Here is a 23534-nt window from a genome sequence, read left to right on the forward strand (position 1 = left end):
TTCCCCTGTTACCTATTCCCTATTCCCTGTTCCCTATTCCCTGTTCCCTGTTCCCTTCTAATTACTGTATTCTCAACAGTTCCACATCAAAAACGAGAGTGGCGTTAGGGGGAATAACTCCACCAGCGCCACGAGGACCGTAACCTAATTCTGGGGGAATGATTAGTTGACGACGACCGCCAACTCTCATGGTGCTGAGTCCTTCGTCCCAGCCTTTAATCACTTTTCCTGCACCTAATTTAAAGGAAAAGGGCTGATTGCGATCGCGCGAACTATCAAACTTCTTCCCATTCTCCAAAGTGCCAGTGTAATGCACGACCACCGTTTGACCAGCATTCGGAGTAGCGCCAGTTCCTTCTACCAACTCGACATACTTTAGGCCAGAAGGCGTGGTAACGGCTGCTTCATTTCCCGAATCAGCACTTGATGGATTAGACATAGTATTACTCGCAAATAAAGTACCTTGGGGTGCTGAACTAGCCACCTGTTGTTGAGGCGCAGTTAGTTCATCAGCTAAAGCTGGCTTTTGGGCGCTGCTAATTTGCGCCACCAGCAAAATTAACCCACAGACCAGCATAACTGCAACGCTGATCAGAATCGCTTTCAAAATTCTTCCTCCCTGAAATCTTTGCAGCTGCCATCAAATCCTAGCAGTTTTCTTAACGCCACAGCTTATTTTCCAAGTCACGCACCTGACGTTCCAAACGGTCAATCCTTCCCCGTAACTCATCCACTTCCGACTGACGCGCCACACCCAAATCCTGCATCATATTTCGCATCTGGCGCTGCATCTGCGCCTCAAAATTGTTACCTTGATCTGACTTCAACTGATTCATCAAATCATCAACAAACGCCTTCGCTTGGTCAGGATTAATTTTACCTTCCTTAACCCACTCATCGCTAACTTCCCGAATTTTCTCTGCCACCAAAGATGTCGTACCTACGCCCACCATCAATAGCTGCTTCAGCCAATTATTGCTATCCATGCTCTTTTCCCACTTCCTTGCTCAAAAAAGGCAATTAAAATATCGCCCATATAGCTATGCTGGAACTTGTGCATTCCGGCACACAATTCCATTGTGTCATCCGATTTTAGATTTGAGATTTTCAATTTTCGATTTTTTGATGGGGTATGCCGATGGTAATAGAGTGGCTCAAGTTTCAAGTAGATTTAGAACGACGGGAAGAATTTATCCAAAAAGATACGGAAATCTGGACAGCAGTCCTGGCTAAAAGTCCCGGCTTTTTAGGCAAGGAAATTTGGATTAGCCCTGACTCTCCCACAGAAGTAATTTGTGTCATTCACTGGGCAAGTCGCGAACAATGGGAATCCTTTCCCCAAAAGTTACTGGATGAAACAGAACAACGCTTTAGCCAAGCAATGGGCAACTCCTATCAAATGCTGGAGTCCAAAGAGTACCAAGTCCGCAAGTTTCCCCACGTTTGAGAGGCAGGGGGGCAGAGGGGCAGAGGGGCAGAGGGGCAGAGGGGCAGAGGGGCAGGGGGGCAGAGGGGCAGAGGGGCAGGGGGGCAGAGGGGCAGGGGGGCAGAGGGGCAGAGGGGCAGGGGGGCAGAGGGGCAGGGGGGCAGAGGGGCAGGGGGGCAGAGGGGCAGGGGGGCAGAGGGGCAAAGAAAGTTAAATGGGTATTAAGTGAATGTTCTACAGATTCGGAAAGATAGTGGCTAGCGGTCTAAAATGGGAGATTTTGCTGAGGAAAGGTAACAGAAAACAGGCAGAAGGCAGAAGGCAGAAGGCAGAAGGCAAAATTCTCAAGAGTCCCCTTGTCCCCTTGTCCCCTTGTCCCCTGTGCCCAGTGCCCAGTCCCCAGTCCCCAGTCCCCAGTCCCCAGTCCCCAGTCCCAGTTTAAGATAATCAATAATTAGTTACGTTGTTATTCTCAATGTCTAATTGTCCTCGTTGTCAACAACCAATTAAACCCCAAGCAATTACTTGTCCTTATTGCCGTTTGGAGTTAAAAGCACACGGTCATCCGGGTATTCCTTTACACCGGGCTACTGGGGAAGCGCCATTATGTGATACTTGCGTTTATCACGCTGACGATACTTGTAATTATCCTCAGCGACCTTATGCTAGAGAATGTACGCTTTACCAAGATATTAATGCGCCAAAAATGGCAGTTAAACCGCAGCCTAATCAATCATTTCAGTTTTGGTTTAAGCGGAATTCGCTTTGGATTCTCTTGCTAATTTTATTGTTGATTAGCTTTTTAATTACCCTTTTGCGGTAACATTCACACTAAAACAAACTGGCAGCGGTAGAACTTTTTAACTCCGATGTTTCTTGCAGAGTTGGTAATTTTTCTTCACTTATTTCTTTTGGTTGGAAAACTGCCAAATCAAACCAGAAAGTTGTGCCTACGCCAACTTCGCTGACTAAGTGAACTCTGGTGTGATGTTTTTCGATAATGTTGCGAACAATGGAAAGTCCTAATCCTGTTCCTTCTAAGGTATGTACGCGATTTTCGACTCGGAAGAAACGCTCAAAAATTGCTTCTTGATCTTCTGGTGCAATGCCAATTCCGGTATCAGAAACTTCAATTCTTACCTGGGGTGTTTGGGTTTGGGTGTGGGAGTTTTCTTCTGGGTTTAATAGATAAGCGCGAATTGCTACTTTACCGCCAGAAGGAGTGAATTTTAGGGCATTACCTATTAAGTTAGCAAACACTTGTAATAGTAAATCGTAGTGTCCTATAACTTGTGGTAAATCAGGATCTACTTCCTGAATTAGCTCAATACCTTTGTCTTTAGCGTTTAGTTGGTAAGTTCTGAGTGTTTGTTCAATTGGTTGGGCAATATCTAAGGCTTCAAAATGATAGATACGGCAGGATGATTCTAACCGAGTTAATTCTAAAACATCATTGACTAAACGAGTTAGGCGATCGGTCTCGTTATTCGCTGTCTCTAAAAATTCCTTGCGTTGTTCTTCGTTTAAATCTTCGCCGTATTCGTGCAAAGTTTCAATGAAAGATTTGATATTAAATAAAGGCGTTCTCAACTCATGGGAAACATTACTAATAAAATAACTTTTCGCCTCGTTGAGTTCCGCTTCGCGAGTAATATCTTGCACCGTCATCGCAATGCCCTTGACACTTTCCCGATATTGGTCGAGAACAGTAGTTAATAAAATCCGAATCGTGCGATTTGTCGGTTGAGTTAATGTCACCCGAAATTCTGCGCCTTCTTTATCACCTTGATCTTTTGCCATTTGATAAAGTGGTCTAGTCAGTTCCGAGGTAACTTCTTGGGGAAGATGATATAAAACATTTTCCCCGACAACGTTAGAGTTAGAATTTTCCCAACCAAAAATCCGTTTGGCAGTGGGATTAACTAAAATGGCTTGTAAATTAGTATCAAGTAAAACCGCACCATCAGCAATTGTAGAAACCAAAGTTTCTAATTTCGCTTTTTCTGCGGTCAACTCTTCGATATTTTGTTCTTCATAACTTTCCAGTCTTTCTGCCATTTCGTTGAAGCTGGAGATTAACTCGCCTAATTCTCCTCCCAATGGCAAATCAATCCGCTGCCTGAAGTTTCCCGCAGCAATATTTTTTACCCCAACTACTAATTCTTTAATTGGCTGAGTAATTGTTAAGGCATTAATCACACCGCCGAGAATTACCATTACCCAAATTGATACGAAAACTGCGATCGTCACATCTCTAGTTAAATGAGATGATGTGACTACAGTCGGATTGGGATTAATACCAATTGCCAAAACTCCCAAATATTTGCCCCCCTGAGTTAAAGGCACAAACACATCAGTAACTTCCCCATTGGGAGTGCGATGCTGACGAATCATTGGCAACTCTGAATTGCTGGCGTAATCTGGAGGCAGTTGGATGCGACGTTCAATAGTTAAGGAATTTTGGACTTCCGACTGCCAAAAAGGAAGACCAAAAAAGATTTTGCCCTCTGTATCCGCATAAAGCATATAGCGGACGCTGGAAGTGTTATCGAAGAAACGTTCGGAAAAACGTGCGACTTCCGTCAGATTGTTTTCGGCAATTAGGGGAGATACATTGGTTGCCAAGAGGATTCCCAAGTCCCGACCAAAACGGGTATCGTTGAGACGAGCATCCTCTTGAATGGTATTAACTGCCCAAAAGGTAAGACCACTCATTAGTAAAGAGACTATCAAGGTAGCAGCAGCCATTAACCTTGTTTGCAGTGTAAACTCTGACCACCAGTGGGCGATAGCTTCTCGAATTGTTTTCAGGAGGACCAGCATCTTAACAAAGGATGGAGGACAACAAAGGGAGTGTGAACTAAGAAGTTTGCCTGATTGCCAAACTTCTATCGCTATTCATACTTTAAAGGCTATTTGCAAAAAAAGTTAGGCGATCGCTTTGTCACCGATATCCCGTCGATAGTATGCGCCTGCAAATTGGATTTTATCGACAGCAGTGTAAGCGAGGGCTTTAGCACTATTTATATTCTCGCCTACCGCCGTAACTCCTAAAACTCTGCCGCCATCGGTGACTAAAGTTTGGTCGAATTTAGTCCCTGCATGAAATACTACTGCCCCAGTTGACTCGGCTTGAGAAATGCCTGTGATTTCTTTACCTTTGGGATAATCTCCGGGATATCCAGCGGAAGACATGACTACACAAACGCAAGCGCCTGATTTCCAGCGAATCGGCGGCATTTCGCTAAGTCGCTGTTCCACACAGGCTAACATGAGTTCTTCTAAAGGTGTTTCCAGCAAGGGTAACACAGCTTGGGTTTCTGGGTCGCCGAAACGACAGTTAAATTCTAGGACTTTTAATTCGCTTTGGGGGGAAATCATTAGTCCGGCGTAGAGTACGCCGCGATAATCGATTTGGCGTTTTTTTAGGGTGGCGATCGCTCTTTCCAACACTTCTCGTTCTATCCTTTCCATAAGGGAAGGTGTCACCAAAGGCGCAGGCGCATAAGCACCCATTCCCCCAGTATTCGGCCCTGTATCTCCCTCCCCAATCCGTTTATGATCTTGAGCAGGGATTAAAGGGCGAATTGTCACCCCATCCGTCAAAGCTAAAACGGAAGCTTCCTCACCAATTAAACATTCTTCAATTACTACGGTGACTGGGGACTGGGGATTGGGGATTGGGGACTGGGGATTGGGGATTGGGGACTGGGGATTGGGGACTGGGGACTGGGTTATGCTTTTGCCAATACCTTCTTTAAAGATAGCGGTAATTGCGGTTTGTGCTTCTTCTACTGTTTGCGCGACTATTACGCCTTTTCCCGCTGCTAGTCCATCTGCTTTTACTACAATAGGTGCGCCTTGTTGGGTGACGTAAGCTTTCGCCGCTTCTGCATCGGTGAAAGTTGCAGATTTCGCTGTTGGAATTCCTGCTTCTTCCATTAAAGCTTTTGCCCAAGCTTTTGACGCTTCGATTTGAGCACCTGCTTTGCTAGGGCCAAAAACCGGGATATTTTGAGATTGTAGAGCATCAGTAATTCCCAAAGCTAGGGGAACTTCGGGACCAACTACAACTAAAGAAATGCTATTTTCTTGAGCAAAATTGCCAATTCCGGCAAAATCATCGACAGCTAACGGCACATTTTGGCATTTTTCCATTATCGCCGTTCCGCCATTCCCAGGAGCTACGAATACTTGTTCTACTTGTGGAGATTGTAAGAGTTTCCAAGCTAAGGCGTGTTCCCTTCCGCCATTACCAACTACTAATATTTTCACTTTGTCCTCGCACTTATAAAGATAGATGCTAGTTTCGCTGTTTATAGGCGGGTAATAGTATAGACGATTTTGGATTTGGGATTAAAAAATTACCCCCCTGGAGTTATAGTTGGGGGGGAAGTGCGATCGTATCCATTGAATTCTCTTAATTATTTTCCGACAAGGTATCAGCCGCAAAATTTCCCGCCACTGTCCTCACCAATTCCAAATCCAAGTTTAATCTTTCCGCGATTTGTTCAATACTTAACCCTAATTCCAACAACAAAGGTACTGTTTCCAATTTCCCTTCTAATTTCCCTTCTTGTTTACCTTCTTGTTTACCTTCCAATTTCCCTTCCTGTCTACCTTCCTGTTTACCTTCAGCTTTTGCTTCTTGATAAAATCTGGTTGGTTTCAAGTCACTTAAACTAAACATAGCTTCTATCTCCTCGCGACTTAGGTTGGTAAATTTTTGACACTCTCCCGTTAAGCTACGCTTTACGGTGTGATTCTTGTTTCATGGAGCAATGCTTTTTAGAGAGTACAATTTTAGGTGAGTCATAAATAACTTTGACTTTATGAGGTACCCTACGACGTATACTCAGATCTTGCACCAGTCCCAAAATCCGCCTGCGAATCAATTCGCAGGCTAATAGCTAAACTCCTCTTTCATAGGACTAAATACTTATTCAATAGTAGCAACTTGAGTTAGTATATGAAAACGCAGGAATCCTCACCGTCAACTAAACCTCAAAATAAAAGGAGAAGTAGAATTTGAGCAAAAAACAACGAGAAAATAACTACTTTATAGCCAACCTATTTAACTGATAAACTCTCCTTCTCTTCTCTCTGTGCCCTCTGCGCCTCTGTGGTTCAAAAAATCTAAAACTTATAAATTTAAACAGTGAACTCATCAAAAGGTTGATTTCTTTTATATGACTTACTCTGCATCTACCCCAAACCCCAAAAATAAGAAAGTTCAAGAAGAAAAGATTCCCAATGCTGATTACCGAGTAATCGATCGCGAAAAACTCAGCAAAATGTATCAGCATTATGTTGAAGTAAAAGATAAATATCCTCATTCATTATTATTGTATCGAGTCGGAGATTTCTTTGAAACTTTTTTCCAAGATGCGATCGTCATAGCTAGAGAATTAGAATTAGTTTTAACTAGCAAACATGGGGGTGAAGTTGGTAGAGTACCGATGACAGGTGTACCTCACCATGCTTGGGAACGTTACACAACTCAATTAGTAGAAAAAGGTTATGCAGTTGTGATTTGCGATCAAGTAGAAGATGCTGCTGATGCTGTAGGTTTAGTTAAGCGAGAAGTGACGCGAGTTCTTACGCCGGGAACGTTGTTAGAAGAGGGAATGTTAAAAGGACGGCGTAACAATTATTTAGCAGCGGTTGTAATTGCTAACACGCATTGGGGTTTAGCTTATGCAGATATTTCTACAGGTGAATTCTTAACTATTCAATCAAGTAATTTAGAGCATTTATCTCAGGAATTAATGCGTTTACAACCTGCGGAAGTGCTGATTCCAACTAATGCACCCGATTTAGGTAGTTTACTACGTCCGGGAGAGAAATCTGAACATTTACCTGATGTATTACCGCCAAATTTTTGTTATGCTTTACGTCCGCAAATTCCCTTTACTTTGGGTGAGGCAAAACAGAGACTTTTGCAGAAGTTTAAAGTACGATCGCTAGAAGGTTTAGGTTGCGAACATCTCCCTTTAGCGGTGCGTGCTGCTGGTGGTTTATTACAATATTTGGAAGATACCCAAAAAAATAATCAAGTTCCACTACAACCTTTACGTACTTATACTTTAACAGATTTCTTAATTCTCGATCATCAAAGTCGCCGCAATTTAGAAATTACCCAAACTGTTAGAGATGGGAGTTTTCATGGTTCTTTATTGTGGGCGATCGACAAAACTTGCACTACAATGGGCGGACGTTCTTTGCGTCGTTGGTTATTGCAACCATTATTAGATCTTAAAGGAATTAGAGCTAGACAAGATACAATTCAAGAATTAGTAGAAAATGTTTCTTTGCGCCATGAATTACGCCAATTATTACGGCAAATCTACGATTTAGAAAGATTGACAGGACGTGCAGGTTCGGGAACAGCTAGCGCCAGAGATTTAGTTGCTTTAGCTGATTCTTTAAAGCGCTTACCAGAATTAGCAAGATTAGTAGAAAATGCCCGTTCTCCCTATTTAAGAGCTTTACAAAAAGTTCCGCCAATTCTAGAACAATTAGCCCAAAGATTGCATAATCACTTAGTTGAATCTCCGCCAATTCATATTACCGAAGGTGGGTTAATTCGCCCCGGAATAAATGCTCAATTAGATGCTATGCGCCAAGAGGCGGAAGACGATCAACAATGGTTGGCGAATTTAGAAGCAACCGAAAGAACTCGAACTGGGATTTCTAATTTAAAGGTAGGTTATACCAAATCTTTCGGTTATTATATTAGCATTTCTCGTGCTAAAGCTGACCAAGTTCCTGATAATTATATTCGGAAACAAACTCTTACTAATGAAGAGAGATATATTACGCCGGAATTAAAGGAAAGAGAGAATCGAATTCTCACAGCGCGAGAAGATTTGAATCGATTAGAATATGAGATTTTTGTGAGTTTGCGGACGGAAGTTGCCCAAGAAGCTGAGTTAATTCGCAATATTTCTCGTGCTGTTGCTGCTGCTGATGTTTTAGGCGGTTTAGCAGAGATAGCAGTAGCTCAAGATTATTGTCGTCCTAATATGATTGAAGGGCGAGAAGTTAATATTCTTGATGGGCGACATCCGGTGGTTGAACAGTCTTTACCTTCAGGGTTTTTTGTGCCGAATTCTACTAAATTAGGATGCACAAATGACGAAGGACAAATGACCAATAACAGCCCAGATTTAGTTATTTTAACAGGGCCAAATGCGAGTGGGAAGAGTTGTTATTTAAGGCAGGTGGGTTTAATTCAATTAATGGCGCAAATTGGGAGTTTTGTGCCAGCTAAGGGGGCGACTTTGGGAATTTGCGATCGCATTTTCACCCGTGTCGGCGCAGTTGATGATTTAGCGACAGGTCAATCTACTTTTATGGTAGAAATGAACGAAACTGCGAATATTTTAAATCATGCTACTGCAAAATCGTTGGTTTTGTTAGATGAAATTGGGCGAGGTACAGCAACTTTTGATGGACTTTCTATTGCTTGGGCGGTAGCAGAATATTTAGCAACAGAGATTAAGGCAAGAACAATTTTTGCCACTCACTATCATGAATTAAACGAGTTAGCTTCGCTGTTATCAAACGTAGCAAATTATCAAGTAACTGTGAAAGAATTCCCCGATAAAATTGTCTTTTTACATCAAGTACAACCGGGCGGCGCAGATAAATCTTATGGCATAGAAGCCGGACGTTTAGCAGGTTTACCTCCTGTAGTAATTCAACGCGCAAAACAAGTAATGGGACAAATAGAAAAACATAGTAAAATTGCTGTAGGCTTAAGGGAAGGTGTACAAAATCAACGCAATTCTACTAAAAGAAAATCGACTAAGAAAGCTATAGAAATTCCTTTCGCAGATGAGGAACCAGTTAATCTTCAAGAAAGTTCTGAGTTTTGATTGGTTCGTTGTGACGACTTCAGTCGTTTTCTTTAGGAATGTACGACTGAAGTCGTTACAACGAACTTTTGATCGCTTCCTCTCCCAATCGCCTCAAAATTTGCAACACAAGATAAAGTTCATTACTTGGATTGAGCAACGAAAAAAGCCTAGAGTTTGCATATTCCGCAGTCGGTTGGCGAGTCGCTTTCAAAAACAAAAACTCATTCCCATTCGTAATCATGCCAAACGTGGGTTGAACCATCTCTGGGTTGCTCAACATATAAGCCAGTGCTTGAGGAATTGCCCTTGTCACCGCAAAATCACTTCGCTTCGACTCAATCACCAACAGCCACAAGCGATTTTTCAACACTAGCACATCAATCCGCCCCCGAATCACTTTACCTTCATCTTCTAACTCCACATCGACACTAGTTTCTGTTTCAATCCGAAACGGTTTGTGATAAAAACCCGCTAAATCTAGTAACGGAGCCAGCACTACCATTTTGACGCTGTTTTCTAGCATTGGTGGATCTTCCATCAATTCCACAAAATTGGCTTTCACCCGATGTAACAAATGCTGTTCTACCTCGCTCAAAGGTGAATAATCAGTAGACCACTCCCAGAAAAAGCTTTGATTTTGAGCCTGATGTAACCCAAATGCCTGTTTGAGTTCGCGAAGTATCACCTCATTAGCCGGAATTGTTTGCACCATTTCACTTTATTTACCTATACTTACTTAAGTATAGGTAAATAAAGTGAAAACTATCGTCGGGCAGGATGCCCACCCCACAAGAGTTACAGCTTTCTTGTGGGGTGGGCATCCTGCCCGCCCCATCCTCATATAACTATTATCACTTTATTTATTTGCACCTACTTACTTCTCACGTTGCTGACCATTTTAGACGGGGTTGGTAATCTTCTTTTCCAAGGATTAAAACATTACCATTTTCATCACAAATGCCTGCTTTACCTACTCCATGCACTGTAATACTACCCCGACAAATTGTTCTACTATAATGTTCATGATGATGACCATGAAACATTTTACTTGCGCCAAGTGCTAAAGCTAAATCATCCAATTCTTTAAACCCAAAACGATGGGAAGATGGCGCTTCATGGGTAACTAAAATGTCTGCTTTTTGTTTCCAAAGTGCGGCATATTCTTGCCAAAAAATAGTTACATGATGTTTGCGGGGAATGCTATCACGCCAGCGTTGTCCCCTACCGCAAGTATGTAGTAAATCTTGGCGAGTGGGAAATCTGGGTTTTGCGGGAGGTCGCCAAATTTTTTCGCGAAAAACTCCGCCTAAACCTGCTATTCTTTTGCCATCAATTTCTACTACTCTGCCATGTAAATTACGATCGCCCAACTTAGACCCAAACAAGTTATCATACCAACTATCTTGATCGCCATCATGATTACCGGGAATAAACCAAACTTCTGTTTTATCTATTATTTCGGCAAGTTCTTCATCAAGCGATCGATCTAAATCACAATCACCTAACAACACCACAGCTTGCGGAGAGTAAGCTTTTACACCCCGAATAATTGGTTGAAAATCACCGTGAGGATCTCCCGCAAATAAAATCATTTCCCCAACGAACAGGCAACTAAGAACTACTATGGCAGAAGGCAGAAGGTAGAAGGCAAGAAAAACATTGTTTATTTTGGTAGTTGCTATAAATACAAAAGAGCAAATAATTAAAAGAAATCTGCCATCCAAGGTACAGAAAGGGCAAAAATTTCTGTGGCAGTGGCAAGAACTCGATCGCTAGCTTCTAAAAAACCACTAAATTGTAATTGGCGGGGTGTATAAAGTCCCGTGTAAAGAGGTGAGAGTCCACGTATATTTAACACTAACTCACCTTTACCTCCCCTCGTCACTTCACCACTTCCACCAGACACCCTGAGAATAAAATTCCCATTATTATCGCTCAACAAATCATCTTGAACCATTAAGTGTAACTCAGCTTCCACCCCTACTGGATAGCCACGTTTTGAGAGTGCTTTTGCTACATCAATTATCCGTAGCATCCACATACTAGAATTTCTTACCTTAGCTGTTTGTTCGGGCAAAAATAATAGTAGTGGGTGAACAACTGAACCGCGCCACATAGCTGTTTCAATTTGAGAACGATGATCGGCGACAAATGTCCACAAACGTTTCGCCGCTGATGTTGTCAAAGCTACCCAATCTAAAATTATTAATTGGGATTCTTTGGCCTTTTGATGGAAAATAATATAGCCTTCTGGTTGACTTTGGGTACCGACCAAGTAAGCATAGATTATTTCCTGTTCTCGCGGCTGGATAATTCCCTCCCAAATTGCTGGGTTCCGATCGAGATTGCCATTTATTTTAATGGCTGATTGAGAATAAATGTCAGAAAAAATTGTGTAATTAATCGGAGTTACTGGTTGGATGGGAAGAGTGCGATCGCTCAACCCGATACTTTTAGTCGGTATCTCATAAATACAAGCATTTCCCCCCTGTTCATAACCGACTTTTCGATACAATCTTTGCGTCGCCGGATAAAGTGCGGAAATGGGTACTTCCCTTTCGTAGAGTTCCCGAAGCGTCCCCGACAGTAACTCAAAAGCTACCCCCGTTCCCCGCTGTTCCGGCGGTACTCCCACCGCTGCTAGTCCCGCCATCGCGACACTTTTACCCCCAAACCATTGTCCCATCTGGTATATACCCAAACCACCAACTATTCTTCCCCCTTCTGTGACTACCCGGAAGTTCTCCCTTCCTAAGCGATCGAAATACTTCTGAGTGTCGCCAACAGCAAAACATTGACCAAGAATAGCTGCTAGTTGTTTAGCATCCTCTTCTTGAGAAAGTGAACCAAATTCCCAACCAAGTTTCATACAATCTCATCCGTACAAATGAAAAGAAATTTAAACATTTAAAGTGCAAATTTTATGCTTTGCAACAAAGAATCATAAAAAACGTTAAAGTTCATTACAGAATTTACTGATGGCAAAACTGTCGTGATACCTTCGTTCATGTTGACTTTCCGAACCAAGAGAGTTGAGATTAAAGCATGGAGAACACTTTGAACTTGCAATCAATTCCAGCCCGCCACAATACAGTTCGTGAAGATTTTAGCGAGTACGTAGCTCATCTCCAACTTCACATGGCTTTACAAGCGCGTAACTTAGTGCCAACTTTAACGCAAGCCGCAGACAGCCGAGAAGAACTTTTGCATCAAACACAAGCTGAGTTGGAAAAAATGATTTCCCGGCAAATGCGCTGAAAGATATCTGTTTGTAGGTAGTAATACGGACAAGGTGCGATCGCCCAAAAATCAGATTCGGTTAATACCCAGATGACAGAAGCCGCTACTCAACTTTACTAGATTATCGAAAAATCTTCATATATTTTTTACACACAGCACTGAGGAAAGCACTATAATAAGAAGTGTGAGACATGGGGCTGTAATGGTTTCGACAGGTCGGCGAACACTGTCTCGTGATACAGGTCGAGAGTGAGTCTTCTCTCGCTAATACCGGGCTCAAAAAAAAGTAAAGGCGAAAAACAACATCGTTCCTTTTGCTCGCGCAACAGTTGCTGTTGCTTAATAATCTCTAAAACAGGTTACGAGCATCTGTAAACCGACTCCGTTAAGGAATACAGAAACAACCCCAACGGATGCGCTAGTAAGTTGTCTCTGGTAGATTTACTAGCAAAGAACTCACCAGAGAATCCTATCGTCCGGGATAATGGACGATTCCCGCCTTGAGGATCAGATAGGCTAAACCTGTGAAGGAGCGGGAGGCAAATACCCGGTTTGGACAGCCGTTCAATTCGGCTCAGCTCCATTTTATACCGAAAGCGCTATACCGAAACTGTATGACCACCCAATAATGGGTGGTCTAACTTTTTAAGTACGTTGTTGCGCTTGGGCGCTCTTCTGTAGCGCCCAAGCGCAACAACGTACCTATTGATTTGCCATTCTACGAATTTCTGGGTCGTTGACATCAATAGTATGCTTAATGCGATCGCACCACGTTTACCCAAAAAATAACTTTGCCTACTCATAGTTTTTATTTAGATATCAGTAGTAATTGACAAGTAATAGGTAAATAACAAGTTTTTTACACCAAAGATAAAAATTAGTCTTGACACATCAATCAAATACTATTCCGCACAAAGTTTACAAAAATTTTACTTTTTTCGTAATAGTTGAATAAAATTAACATTATCCTTACATCTTGTTTAGCCAAAACTTTAAATTTTGCTCCTTACCTAAGATAGATTTTTGAGTTACTAAGGAGAGTTAAACTATCTCCCAAGAAACTATTAAGATATCGTGACTTCAGGCAGAACTGAGGTAAAAATAACCTTAATGAGACTTAAGAGGTTCTGCTCAAGATGCAGCCAATTCGGACATTTAACGTTACACCTTCCTTACCGCCGCGCTTAGAACCCTTGCGGCAGTTAGCTTATAACCTGCACTGGGATTGGAACGTCGATACCAAAGATTTATTTCGTCGTTTAGACCGAGATTTGTGGGAATCTAGCCGTCACAACCCAGTTTTAATGCTTGGTACAATTTCCCAAAGTCGATTGCAGGAAGTAGCAGAAGACGAAGGTTTTATTGCCCAAATGGAAAGGGCGGCTCAACAATTAGAAGATTACCATCATCGATTAACTTGGTATCATAAAAACCGCAAATTAAGTACAGGTACAAAAGTAGCAAGTAGTGGGGAAGATTCAGAAGGTTTACCTCATGGATATGACTCATTACCTGCGAACCTAACCGAATGTTACGCTTACTTTTCTATGGAATTTGGGTTAACAGATTGCTTACCCATTTATTCCGGTGGTTTAGGTGTTTTAGCCGGAGATCATTTAAAATCTGCCAGTGATTTAGGATTACCTTTAGTTGGGGTCGGATTACTTTATCAAGAAGGTTATTTTAGCCAATTTCTTAATGCTGATGGTTGGCAAACTGAACATTATCCAATCAATGATTTTTACAATATGCCTTTGCATCTGGAACGCCATCCAGATGGTTCAGAAATTCGCATAGAAGTAGATTATCCGGGACGAAAAGTTTATGCTCGAATTTGGCGGGTGCAAGTAGGAACTGTGCCTTTGTATTTGCTGGATACTAATATTGATGCCAACCCAAGTAAGTACGACCACGATATCACTGACAGATTATATGGCGGTGATATTGATATGCGGATTCACCAAGAAATGATGTTAGGAATTGGTGGGGTGCGTGCTTTAACAGCTTTGGGTTTAAAACCAACAGCTTTTCATAAGAACGAAGGTCACTCTGCCTTTTTATCATTGGAACGAATTCGAGTTTTAATTCAAGAACAAGGTTTAAATTTTGCTCAAGCAAAACAGGTAATTGCTGCTAGTAGCATTTTTACTACGCACACTCCTGTCCCAGCAGGAATTGACTTGTTCCCTCCTGATAAAATCCTTTATTACCTGGGTTACTATGCAGATATTTTCGGTTTACAAAAAGAAGAATTTTTGGCTTTAGGAAGGGAAGACACAGGCGATTTAAGTGCGCCATTTAGTATGGCAATTTTGGCGATTAAAATGGCATCTTTTGTGAATGGGGTTGCCAAATTGCATGGTGTAGTTTCACGGGCAATGTTTCGGGCACTTTGGCCGAGTTTACCTGTGGATGAAGTACCAATTACATCAATTACTAATGGCGTTCATGCGCGTAGTTGTGTTTCTCCGGTGATGCAGGGTTTGTACGATCGCTATTTAGGCCCCCGTTGGGAAAGGGCATCAAGCGGCGATCCTTTGTGGGATAAAGTAGCAGCAATTCCCGATGAAGAATTATGGCGATATCACGAACGTTGTCGCGCCGAATTAATCGTATTTGTTCGAGAAAGATTGGTCAGAAAATACCGCGAAAGGGGTGCTTCAGTAGACCAAATTTCCCAAGCAGCAGAAGTTCTCGATCCGAGTGTTTTAACTATTGGGTTTGCCCGTCGATTTGCTACTTATAAACGGGCGACTTTGTGGATGCGAGATATGGAACGCATCAAGCGAATTATGCTAGGAAATAAGTCGCGAAGATTGCAATTTGTGATTGCGGGAAAAGCACACCCCCAAGACATTCCAGGTAAAGAGTTAATTAAAGCAATTAATCATGTAATTGGGGAAGAAAATTTGAGTCGGAATGTAGTGTTTGTTCCCGATTACGATTTAAATGTTGCGCGACACATGATAGCAGGTTGCGATGTGTGGTTAAATACTCCCAGAAGACCGAGAGAAGCTTCTGGTACTAGTGGGATGAAAGCTTCAATGAATGGTCTTTTAAACCTCAGTGTTTTGGACGGTTGGTGGGATGAAGCTGATTATGTCCGCACTGGTTGGCCTATTGGTCATGGGGAAGATTATGATGACCCAAATTATCAAGATGAAGTGGAAGCAAATGCACTTTATGATTGCATTGAAAAAGAGGTAGTACCGCTATTTTATCATCGCGATGTTGAAGGTACTCCTCGCGGTTGGGTGAGCAAAATGAAAGATGCAATTCGCATCAATTGTCCTTATTTTAATACGGCAAGAATGGTGCGAGAGTATGCGTCTAGGGCTTATTTTGCTGCTAGCGATCGCTACTTTACCATGACTTCGGAAAACTACGATCCTGCTAAAGAGCTAGCTGACTGGAAAAACAAAATGTTTGACCAGTGGTACGACATTAAAATTGAAAGTGTTGATGTTTCTGAAGGAGAACAAATTCAAATCAATCAAACAGTTCATGTGAAAGCCAGAATTAATTTAGCAGGAATTAGTTCCGATCATGTGCGCGTAGAACTGTACACTGGTTTATTAAATGCTAACGGAGATATTGTCAACGGAACGCCAACAGAAATGGATTACCAAGGTGTCGATCCGAATGGAATTAGCATTTACACTGGCAATATTACCTACACTTCTAGTGGTTTGCAAGGAATGTCTTTGCGGATTTTACCTAAGCATGAATATCTTAGCAATCCTTATGATTTGGGATTGATTCTTTGGGCACAATAAACCCCACCCCCAACCCCCTCCCCGTTCACGGTGAGGGGGCTACAAATTATCGAATTTATCTGTGTTTGTCTGTGGATATCTGTGGTAAAAAAAAAGATCTTCAAGTTAAATTTAATGGATTATGTAAAGAATTAGGAACCACAATATAACCTGTAGAATTATCACCTAAAACTAAATTACGTTCATTTCCCCAATACCACCAGTAAGCACCAACATAAGCACAAATTAAACTATCGAGTTGGTCTTCTACACTTTTCATAGCTAAACCTGTGAGGGGAATTTCTGGTAATTCAATTAAGTTAAGTTTTGGTTGCAGATTTGGTAAGTAATTTAAAATATAATAGCGTAGTTTTATTAATTCGGCGCGGCGATCGGCTAATTTACCTTTTTTATATTTCAAAATCCGGTCTAAACTAAATAAATTTACAATTGCGGGATGAGGAAACACTTCAATTTGATATCTGCCTAATCTTTGCGGTTCTATTGTTGCAGCATGGGCAAAACCTCTAACTTCTAAACTTAAGCCAAATTCGACTGTTCTTTGGGCAAAAGGTCGCCCTAAATTTGCCGGATAACAAGCAGCGTGATAGCGATGGAATAATTTATGAGTGAGTTTATCTGGGAGGCGCATTCCTGTTGCATTGGGAATCAAAGTAGGCGCATCTACAGCGATAATTGCGGGGGTTGTTGCGGGTGCGAAAGTATCAACCCAAGAAAGGATATCCGAGATAGATTCGCGACGATCTAAATCGAGTAATTCCAGGTGGTTATTCTGCCAATTTAAGCAACATAAACCACTTGCGCCTGATTTCCAACCTAAGTCTATTCCGAGAAAGTTCATAAGTATGTTTAGGAATTTTAAAATTACTGATTTTATTGCTTAGTATGGTAACATGAATAATAATATAAAAAACTAATTAATAACTAAATTTTAAATGACAAAATTTATTTATGACCAATTTGCCAAGGACTATTTAAAGGAGTTATTAACACCTCTGGGTGAAGTAGAAACCAGCCGAGATGTCCCTGGCGAGGTGCGAGAAATAGATGTGTGGTTTACACCTTACCCAGCAGAACAAAGGGGAGATGCACAAGTGTTAGGATTGTTGGGAAGATTTGCTAGTACGCCATCTATTTTTGAACCTTTCCGTAATGCAGTAAACCCTAACCAAATTCGCAGTTGCATCAGTAAACTATTTGATGTACACGCTAATTTACTCCGCCAGAGTCAGCGAGAAAACAACCGTGTTGGTGAAACTGATTTACCTTGGTTATGGATACTTTCGCCTACTGTTTCCAGAGCAATTTTAAATGGCTTTAAAGCTGAAGCTGATGAAAATAACTGGCTACCTGGAGTATACTTTTTGCCAGAGTATCTAAAAACCGGAATTGTCGTAATTCACCAGTTACCACGCACCCCGGAGACGCTATGGCTGAGACTTTTGGGTAAAGGAAATGTCCAAAAACAGGCTATTAATGAAATAGGGGAACTTTCCCCCAATCATCCCTTACGTTCAAATGCTCTTTTATTATTGGCTAATTTGCGAGCAACCATCCAAGCAAGTCAAAATATCGATCGGGAAGAACAGGAGTTAATTATGGAATTATCACCACTACTTTTAAAATGGCGAGAAGAGGCTTTACAGGAAGGATTAAGAACGGAACGCCGCACCATGATCGAAAATTTCTTGCGGGCGAAATTTGGGGTTTTGGATGAAGAACTATCAGGAATTATTGAGCCTTTGTTGGAGTTACCCTCAGAGGAATTTGCTGTTTTGTTGTTGCAATTATCCCGTGAGGAATTGTTAGCTAGGTTTAGGGGTTAAAAGGATAAATACGTTGTTGCAGGGGCGAAGACAAAGGAACAATTAGCCAAAATATCGATCGAGAAGAACAGGAGTTAGCTAATGAAAAGCTGAATTTTTGGATTTTGAGAAAGGATGGCTTTTAATAATTGGGTAGAAATAGGTTTTCTTGAACATCAATAACCTACAAATACCCTGATGTTTGGGGTAGCTTCCAGACAAGAAACAGACAGATAATAAATTCCCCTTTCTGTCCCTTTCTGTCCCTTCACCCATACCCACCTGGAAATCAACGATATTGCTGGCAAATTAATCTGTGTAGGGGCGAAGCATTCGGGCGACAATTTATAATACTCAGCCAAAATATGTAAATCCCGAATGCTTCGCCCTGCCTTGGCGCAAGATAGTAGATACAGGTTATCTGTGGGGGAGGGCGAAGCATTTGGATACAAAAATCTTTTGTGGGTTGCAGAACTTATCGCCCAAATGCTTCGCCCCTACATAGGCTGACTTTTACCAATAAGATTATCAATCCCAAGCGGATCGGAGGATAGCGAAAAATGTTAATATTGCCTATATCATTAATGTTCTATTTATGAATTCAAGCCGTAAACCTCGTGGCATTCCGCCGACTCAAAACGGAATTCAAAAACTCAAAGAAGCGAAAGCTAATTTAAAAGATGCTAACAGCAAACCCCTGAGTTATGAAGACATTGCTGAAAAAGCGGGAGTAGATGAAAAAACAGTGGGGCGGTTTTTTCGTGGTCAAGCAGTTGATAATGATTCTGTAATTAGAATTGTTCAAGCCTTAAACTTAGACATAAACGAAATAGTAGATCCAAAAGACTTAAACCCACCCACACCAACAACCACACCAACAGAAATAAACTGGCGCGAAATCTGCACCAAAGTATTAGCAACCCAACACCTGCGCCGCCAAGCAACAGCACAACAATATGAATTAAATATTTACGTTCCCTTGGGATTAATGGACCGTCCCAAAACACCAAACCCCAGACAAAACGCCACAGGGGAAGAGTCGCCACCGCAGAAAGAACCAGAACTGCAAATCGTCCAAACTTATAAAGATGATGCTTTTTTCCTCAAAGTTATTGCCGAAAATCACACCAAAAAAGGCAAGCATATCGCGATTATTGGCGAACCGGGTGCGGGGAAAACTACGCTGTTAGGGGAATTGGCCCAACGTTTGGCGAAAAATACCCCGGATTTCCCCATTTGTATTCGATTGGCAGATTTACGTTCTAGCACAATTGCCGATTATTTACTCAATAATTGGTTCTCCAAAGCGCTGCAATTTATCGATTTTGAAGCCGAAAATGTCACTCCAGAAATCAGAAAATCATTCAAGCAACTTTTCGCAGCAGGTAAAGTGTGGTTGCTGTTGGATGGGGTGGATGAAATGGCGGCGACTTCCCCTATCGAGGCGTTGGCGAGAATTCAGGAACAACTGACTGACTGGGTGGGTAAGGCGCGGGTGGTGCTAACTTGTCGATTGAATGTTTGGGATGCGGCGATTAGCAATACCCTGACGGATTTTGATACTTATAAAACTTTGGAATTTGAACCGGATGATGTGGATGAGTTTATTTGCCTATTCTTTGAAGAGGCTTCTCAGGATGAGAAACGGCGCAATTCTGGCAATGAAACTTTTTGGCAAGAACAGGGAAAACGCTTAACAAGACAGTTAAAAGAACCGGGAAAAGATAACATTAGAAGAATGGTACGCAATCCCCTGCGGTTGTCGATGTTGTGTCAGTCTTGGTGCGTTCCCCAACAGGAATTGCCCCAAACGAAGGCGGCACTTTACGAGCAGTTTACCACTTATTTTTTTGAGTGGAAACAAGAGGAATTCTCCAAGAAACAGCGAGTATTAAACCAGAGGGATAAAAAACAGATTCAACAAGCTTTGGCAAAGTTGGCTTTAGCGGCAATGGAGAGCGTTAATCGGTTTCGGATTGAGCAAGATTTTGCGATTGAGCAGATGGAGGAGGTGTGGTTTAAGAGAGCAGATGAATTGGGATGGTTGGTTTTAGTTGACAGGGATACCCGCACGAAAAAGCCTGTTTACGCTTTCTTCCATCCGACGTTTCAGGAATATTTCGCCGCTTGTGCAATTGAGGATTGGCACTTTTTCTTACTTCACCAAATTCCCCCGGTTTCTGATTGCAGTTACCGCATTTTTGAGAGGCAGTGGCGAGAGGTAATTTTGCTGTGGTTGGGGCGAGGGGAGATAGAAGGAAAGCAGAAAGAGGAATTTATTGATGCTTTGGTTAATTTTGAGGATGGATGTGGAGAATGGAGCCATGAATTTAGAGTAGATAGAGGCTTTTATGAATATCAAGCGTATTTTTTAGCGGCTGCCGGAATTGCCGAGTTTGAAGATTATTCCCAAACCGATGAATTAGTAGGTCAAATCGTTAAGTGGGACTTAGGTTATTACCACAATCAAGAAAATTATTGGATACATTTTTTACCTATAATTAGCGATGTAGCAAGAAAGGCATTTTTACAAACGCACCGAGCCAAAGCGATCGATACTTTGAGTCAACTGCTAAATTCTTCCCATCTTGATATTAATACCTGTTGGCAAGTATTAGAAATCTTAAGTAAAATAAGCCCAGGTAATCAAACAGCGATCGATACTTTGAGTCAACTGCTCAATTCTCCTCATCTTAGTGATAAAACCCGTCTAAAAGTGGCAGAAAGCTTAGGGGAAATTGACCCAGGCAATCGAACAGCGATCGATGCTTTGGTGCAACTGCTCACCTCTTTGAATCTGAATTATTACGCCCGTATAGAGGTGATATACAGTTTAGGGAAAATCGGTCAAGGAAATCAAACAGTCATTGATGCTTTGGTGCAACTGCTAAATTCTCGCCATTACACCTGTGAAGTGGTATCCAGTTTAGAGAAAATTAGTCAAGGAAATCAAACAGCTATTAATGCTTTGGTCGAACTGCTCAACTCACCCCATCTCGATGAGAAAACCTGTTGGACAGTGGCATTCAGCTTAGGGAGAATCGATCCTGGTAATCAAATAGCTATTAATGCTTGGGCCTATCTGCTCAACTCACCCCATCTTTATGATTACAACCGTAGGGAAGTAGCAAAAATATTAGGGAATATTGGTCAAGGAAATCAAACAGCGCTCGATGCTTTGGTGCAATGGCTCACCTCTGCGAATCTGTGTTATGAAACCTATAGCCAAGTGACAGAAAGCTTAGAAAAAATTGGCATGGGTAATCAAACAGCGATCGATACTTTGGTGCAACGGCTAATCTCACCAGATCTCGATCAAAACACCTGTTGCCGAGTGGCAGAAAGCTTAGGGAATATTGGTCAAGGAAATCAAACAGCTATTGATGCTCTGGCACAAGTGCTTAATTATCCCCATATATCTGATGAAACTCGTGCAAAAGTGGCAAAAAGCTTAGAGAAAATTGGTCAAGGAAATCAAACTGCGATCGATGCTTTGCTGCAACGGCTCATTTCAGCCGATCTGGAGCGATACAGCCCTGGGCAAGTGGCAGAAAGCTTAGGGAATATTGGTCAAGGAAATCAAACTGCGATCGATACTTTAGTACAACTGCTCAACTCACCAGATCTTGATCGAAATACCCGTTGGCAAGCGGCAAAAAGCTTAGGGAAAATTGGTCAAGGAAATCAAACTGCGATCAATACTTTAGTACAACTGCTCAACTCACCAGATCTTGATCGAAATACCCGTTGGCAAGCGGCAGAAAGCTTAGGGAATATTGGTCAAGGAAATCAAGCCGCGATCGATACTTTAGTACAACTGCTCAACTCACCATATCTCGATCACCCAATCACTATCGCAGTGGTAAAAAACTTAGGAAAAATTGGCAAAGGAAATCAAAAAGCGATCGATGCTTTGGTGCAAGGACTAATCTATCTTGAACCAAATGGGCGTTTCAAAGATCCCCGTTGCCAAGCGGCAGAAAGCTTAGGGAATATTGCAGTTGGGAATCAAAAAGCGATCGATGCTTTAGTGCAACTGCTGATCTCTCCTCAATTTGATTATTTCACCCGCAATCATATTGCAGAAAGCTTATGGCGAATTGCCCCAGGAAATCAAAAAGTCCTTGATGCTTTGGTGCAAGAGATCATCTCTCCTTATCTTGATTATTATACCCGTCGCCAAATGGTACGAAATTTATGGCTAATTGGCGGTAATCAAAAAGCGATCAACGCTTTAGTGCAGTGCCTCACTTCTTGGCATCTCGATCAAAACAGTTGTGGGGAAGAGATAGAAAATTTAGGGTTAATTGCTACAGGAAATCAAAAAGGGATCGATGCTTTGGTGCAACTGCTTACCTCTGAGAATATTGGTTTTGCCATACATAAAGAAATGGTAGCACATTTAGGGGAAATCGCTTTAGCCAATCAAACAGCCATAGATTTTTTGGTGCAACTGCTCAATTCTCCCCATATTGATAATTTCACTCGTTGTCTAGTGGCAGACAGTTTATGGAATATCGATCCAGGCAATGAAATAGCCATTGGTGCTTTAGTGCAATGGCTTAATTCACTCGATTCCTATGCGGATTTCATCACTTGGAAATTACCAGAAATTTTAGAGAAAATTGGTCAAGGAAATCAAACCGCGATCAATACTTTGGAGCAACGGCTCAATTCTCCCGATCTTAATAATTTCACCCGTTGTCGAGTGGCAACAATCTTAGGGGAAATTGACCCAGGTAATCAAATAGCGATCGATAATTTGTTGCAACTGCTTAATTCTCCTGGTATTGATAAAGGTATCCTTTTGACATTACCAAAAATCTTAGGGAATATTGGCAAAGGAAATCAAACCGCGATCGATGCTTTGCTGCAACTGCTTAATTCACCGGATCTTGTAGATCCCGGTGTTAAATATTGCTTCACTGACGAAGTGGCAAAAAGCTTGTCAAAAATTAGCATTGGTAATCCAATAAGCATTGATACTTTGGTACAATTGCTTAATTCACCCGCTCTTGATAATGACACCTGTCGTCTAGTGGCATCCATCTTAGGAGAAATTGGTATTCGCAATCAAAAAGCGATAGATGCTTTAGTGCAACTGCTTAATTCTCGCAATCTTTCTGATTGCAGCCGTTGGCAAGTGGAAAGCAACTTGAAAAAAATCGAAACAGATAAGCAGTTTGCCATCATCGCAGCCTTCAAAGCCAACTTCAACAACTCTCAGCAAATTGATGAGAGATGCTACGAATTAATCTGGCACTACGCCCAAAACCTCCCCTACCCCGACTTCTATCAAGCTTGGCATCAAGACACCCTTACCAACACCGCAAGGGAGAGTGAAGAAAAACCAAGAAATGTAAACTTTTTTTCTCCAACATCTCCTAATAAATTTTCTGATTAATTTTTACTGATTCTGCCTGTC

General features: G+C 41.8%; 17 protein-coding genes, 1 other RNA gene and 1 pseudogene. 8 read left to right on the forward strand and 11 right to left on the reverse strand.

Annotation, left to right across the window (positions count from 1 at the left end; all coding sequences use genetic code 11):
- Window positions 1-61: 61 nt before the first annotated feature.
- The 3 genes from ACE1CI_RS22850 to ACE1CI_RS22860 are packed head-to-tail and all read right to left on the reverse strand — an operon-like array spanning window position 62 to window position 1111.
- Complete coding sequence (locus ACE1CI_RS22850; RefSeq protein ID WP_413265947.1) at window positions 62-607, reverse strand: FKBP-type peptidyl-prolyl cis-trans isomerase; 546 nt, start codon at window positions 605-607, stop codon at window positions 62-64.
- A 52-nt stretch (window positions 608-659) separates the two neighbouring features.
- Complete coding sequence (locus ACE1CI_RS22855; protein ID WP_413265948.1) at window positions 660-986, reverse strand: phasin family protein; 327 nt, start codon at window positions 984-986, stop codon at window positions 660-662.
- Window positions 965-1111: a hypothetical protein gene (locus ACE1CI_RS22860; protein ID WP_413265949.1), complete on the reverse strand. Its 147-nt coding sequence runs from the start codon at window positions 1109-1111 to the stop codon at window positions 965-967. Before ACE1CI_RS22860 ends, ACE1CI_RS22855 begins: the two co-directional genes overlap by 22 nt.
- Before the next feature lie 27 nt (window positions 1112-1138).
- On the opposite strand from ACE1CI_RS22860, the gene ACE1CI_RS22865 reads away from it, so the two are divergent.
- Window positions 1139-1447 carry a TIGR03792 family protein gene (locus ACE1CI_RS22865; RefSeq protein ID WP_413265950.1) on the forward strand — a complete coding sequence of 103 codons (309 nt, stop codon included), beginning with the start codon at window positions 1139-1141 and terminating at the stop codon, window positions 1445-1447.
- Between the two features lie 454 nt (window positions 1448-1901).
- Entirely contained in the window at window positions 1902-2249 is a 348-nt protein-coding gene (locus ACE1CI_RS22870; protein ID WP_413265951.1) for a zinc ribbon domain-containing protein, read from the forward strand.
- A gap of 8 nt (window positions 2250-2257) precedes the next feature.
- Here ACE1CI_RS22870 and nblS read toward each other — a convergent pair whose 3' ends face one another.
- The 3 genes and pseudogenes from nblS to ACE1CI_RS22885 all read right to left on the reverse strand — a co-directional run.
- Window positions 2258-4249 carry a two-component system sensor histidine kinase NblS gene (nblS, locus tag ACE1CI_RS22875; RefSeq protein ID WP_413265952.1) on the reverse strand — a complete coding sequence of 664 codons (1992 nt, stop codon included), beginning with the start codon at window positions 4247-4249 and terminating at the stop codon, window positions 2258-2260.
- 105 nt (window positions 4250-4354) lie between these two features.
- On the reverse strand, window positions 4355-5701 hold the full coding sequence (purD, locus tag ACE1CI_RS22880; RefSeq protein WP_413265953.1) for a phosphoribosylamine--glycine ligase: 1347 nt from the start codon (window positions 5699-5701) through the stop codon (window positions 4355-4357).
- Window positions 5702-5846: 145 nt separating this feature from the next.
- Window positions 5847-6152: pseudogene (locus ACE1CI_RS22885) on the reverse strand (Rpn family recombination-promoting nuclease/putative transposase); the annotation flags it as partial.
- 463 nt (window positions 6153-6615) lie between these two features.
- Between ACE1CI_RS22885 and mutS the strand changes: the two are divergent.
- Entirely contained in the window at window positions 6616-9306 is a 2691-nt protein-coding gene (gene mutS, locus ACE1CI_RS22890; RefSeq protein ID WP_413265955.1) for a DNA mismatch repair protein MutS, read from the forward strand.
- Window positions 9307-9361: 55 nt separating this feature from the next.
- On the opposite strand, the gene ACE1CI_RS22895 is transcribed toward mutS, so the two are convergent.
- The 3 genes from ACE1CI_RS22895 to ACE1CI_RS22905 all read right to left on the reverse strand — a co-directional run bounded on the left by ACE1CI_RS22895 (window position 9362) and on the right by ACE1CI_RS22905 (window position 12157).
- Entirely contained in the window at window positions 9362-10000 is a 639-nt protein-coding gene (locus tag ACE1CI_RS22895; protein WP_496615721.1) for a type I restriction endonuclease, read from the reverse strand.
- A 169-nt stretch (window positions 10001-10169) separates the two neighbouring features.
- A complete protein-coding gene (locus ACE1CI_RS22900) occupies window positions 10170-10880 on the reverse strand; it encodes a metallophosphoesterase family protein (RefSeq protein WP_413264587.1) in 711 nt (236 codons plus the stop codon).
- Between the two features lie 110 nt (window positions 10881-10990).
- On the reverse strand, window positions 10991-12157 hold the full coding sequence (locus tag ACE1CI_RS22905) for a GNAT family N-acetyltransferase (protein WP_413264586.1): 1167 nt from the start codon (window positions 12155-12157) through the stop codon (window positions 10991-10993).
- 176 nt (window positions 12158-12333) lie between these two features.
- Here ACE1CI_RS22905 and ACE1CI_RS22910 point away from each other — a divergent pair, with 176 nt between their 5' ends.
- Both ACE1CI_RS22910 and ssrA read left to right on the forward strand, forming a co-directional pair.
- Entirely contained in the window at window positions 12334-12546 is a 213-nt protein-coding gene (locus tag ACE1CI_RS22910; RefSeq protein ID WP_413264585.1) for a hypothetical protein, read from the forward strand.
- 175 nt (window positions 12547-12721) lie between these two features.
- Window positions 12722-13114: a transfer-messenger RNA gene (gene ssrA / locus ACE1CI_RS22915) on the forward strand.
- A gap of 13 nt (window positions 13115-13127) precedes the next feature.
- Here the strand turns inward: ssrA and ACE1CI_RS22920 are convergent.
- Window positions 13128-13331 (reverse strand): hypothetical protein, encoded by a 204-nt coding sequence (locus tag ACE1CI_RS22920; RefSeq protein ID WP_496615723.1) that lies wholly within the window; start codon window positions 13329-13331, stop codon window positions 13128-13130.
- Window positions 13332-13664: 333 nt separating this feature from the next.
- Between ACE1CI_RS22920 and glgP the strand changes: the two genes are divergently transcribed.
- The gene (gene glgP, locus ACE1CI_RS22925; protein ID WP_413266866.1) at window positions 13665-16304 is read left to right on the forward strand and encodes an alpha-glucan family phosphorylase; all 2640 of its coding nucleotides are present in this window, start codon (window positions 13665-13667) and stop codon (window positions 16302-16304) included.
- Window positions 16305-16404: 100 nt separating this feature from the next.
- Here glgP and ACE1CI_RS22930 read toward each other — a convergent pair whose 3' ends face one another.
- Window positions 16405-17145: a DUF429 domain-containing protein gene (locus tag ACE1CI_RS22930; protein WP_413266865.1), complete on the reverse strand. Its 741-nt coding sequence runs from the start codon at window positions 17143-17145 to the stop codon at window positions 16405-16407.
- A 94-nt stretch (window positions 17146-17239) separates the two neighbouring features.
- Between ACE1CI_RS22930 and ACE1CI_RS22935 the strand changes: the two genes are divergently transcribed.
- Together ACE1CI_RS22935 and ACE1CI_RS22940 are read left to right on the forward strand one after the other, a co-directional pair.
- A complete protein-coding gene (locus ACE1CI_RS22935; RefSeq protein WP_413266864.1) occupies window positions 17240-18130 on the forward strand; it encodes a hypothetical protein in 891 nt (296 codons plus the stop codon).
- Window positions 18131-18704: 574 nt separating this feature from the next.
- A complete protein-coding gene (locus ACE1CI_RS22940; RefSeq protein WP_413266863.1) occupies window positions 18705-23513 on the forward strand; it encodes a HEAT repeat domain-containing protein in 4809 nt (1602 codons plus the stop codon).
- Window positions 23514-23534 lie beyond the last annotated feature (21 nt).

It is taken from the genome of Floridaenema flaviceps BLCC-F50 (assembly GCF_041929275.2).
Classification (GTDB): domain Bacteria; phylum Cyanobacteriota; class Cyanobacteriia; order Cyanobacteriales; family Aerosakkonemataceae; genus Floridanema; species Floridanema flaviceps.

Coding starts and splice junctions, on each gene's coding strand:
- ACE1CI_RS22855 (WP_413265948.1), bottom strand. CDS start 986: ATGGATAGCAATAATTGGCTGAAGCAGCTATTGATGGTGGGCGTAGGT.
- ACE1CI_RS22865 (WP_413265950.1), top strand. CDS start 1,139: ATGGTAATAGAGTGGCTCAAGTTTCAAGTAGATTTAGAACGACGGGAA.
- ACE1CI_RS22870 (WP_413265951.1), top strand. CDS start 1,902: ATGTCTAATTGTCCTCGTTGTCAACAACCAATTAAACCCCAAGCAATT.
- nblS (WP_413265952.1), bottom strand. CDS start 4,249: ATGCTGGTCCTCCTGAAAACAATTCGAGAAGCTATCGCCCACTGGTGG.
- mutS (WP_413265955.1), top strand. CDS start 6,616: ATGACTTACTCTGCATCTACCCCAAACCCCAAAAATAAGAAAGTTCAA.
- ACE1CI_RS22895 (WP_496615721.1), bottom strand. CDS start 10,000: ATGGTGCAAACAATTCCGGCTAATGAGGTGATACTTCGCGAACTCAAA.
- ACE1CI_RS22900 (WP_413264587.1), bottom strand. CDS start 10,880: ATGATTTTATTTGCGGGAGATCCTCACGGTGATTTTCAACCAATTATT.
- ACE1CI_RS22905 (WP_413264586.1), bottom strand. CDS start 12,157: ATGAAACTTGGTTGGGAATTTGGTTCACTTTCTCAAGAAGAGGATGCT.
- ACE1CI_RS22910 (WP_413264585.1), top strand. CDS start 12,334: ATGGAGAACACTTTGAACTTGCAATCAATTCCAGCCCGCCACAATACA.
- ACE1CI_RS22920 (WP_496615723.1), bottom strand. CDS start 13,331: ATGAGTAGGCAAAGTTATTTTTTGGGTAAACGTGGTGCGATCGCATTA.
- glgP (WP_413266866.1), top strand. CDS start 13,665: ATGCAGCCAATTCGGACATTTAACGTTACACCTTCCTTACCGCCGCGC.
- ACE1CI_RS22930 (WP_413266865.1), bottom strand. CDS start 17,145: ATGAACTTTCTCGGAATAGACTTAGGTTGGAAATCAGGCGCAAGTGGT.
- ACE1CI_RS22935 (WP_413266864.1), top strand. CDS start 17,240: ATGACAAAATTTATTTATGACCAATTTGCCAAGGACTATTTAAAGGAG.
- ACE1CI_RS22940 (WP_413266863.1), top strand. CDS start 18,705: ATGAATTCAAGCCGTAAACCTCGTGGCATTCCGCCGACTCAAAACGGA.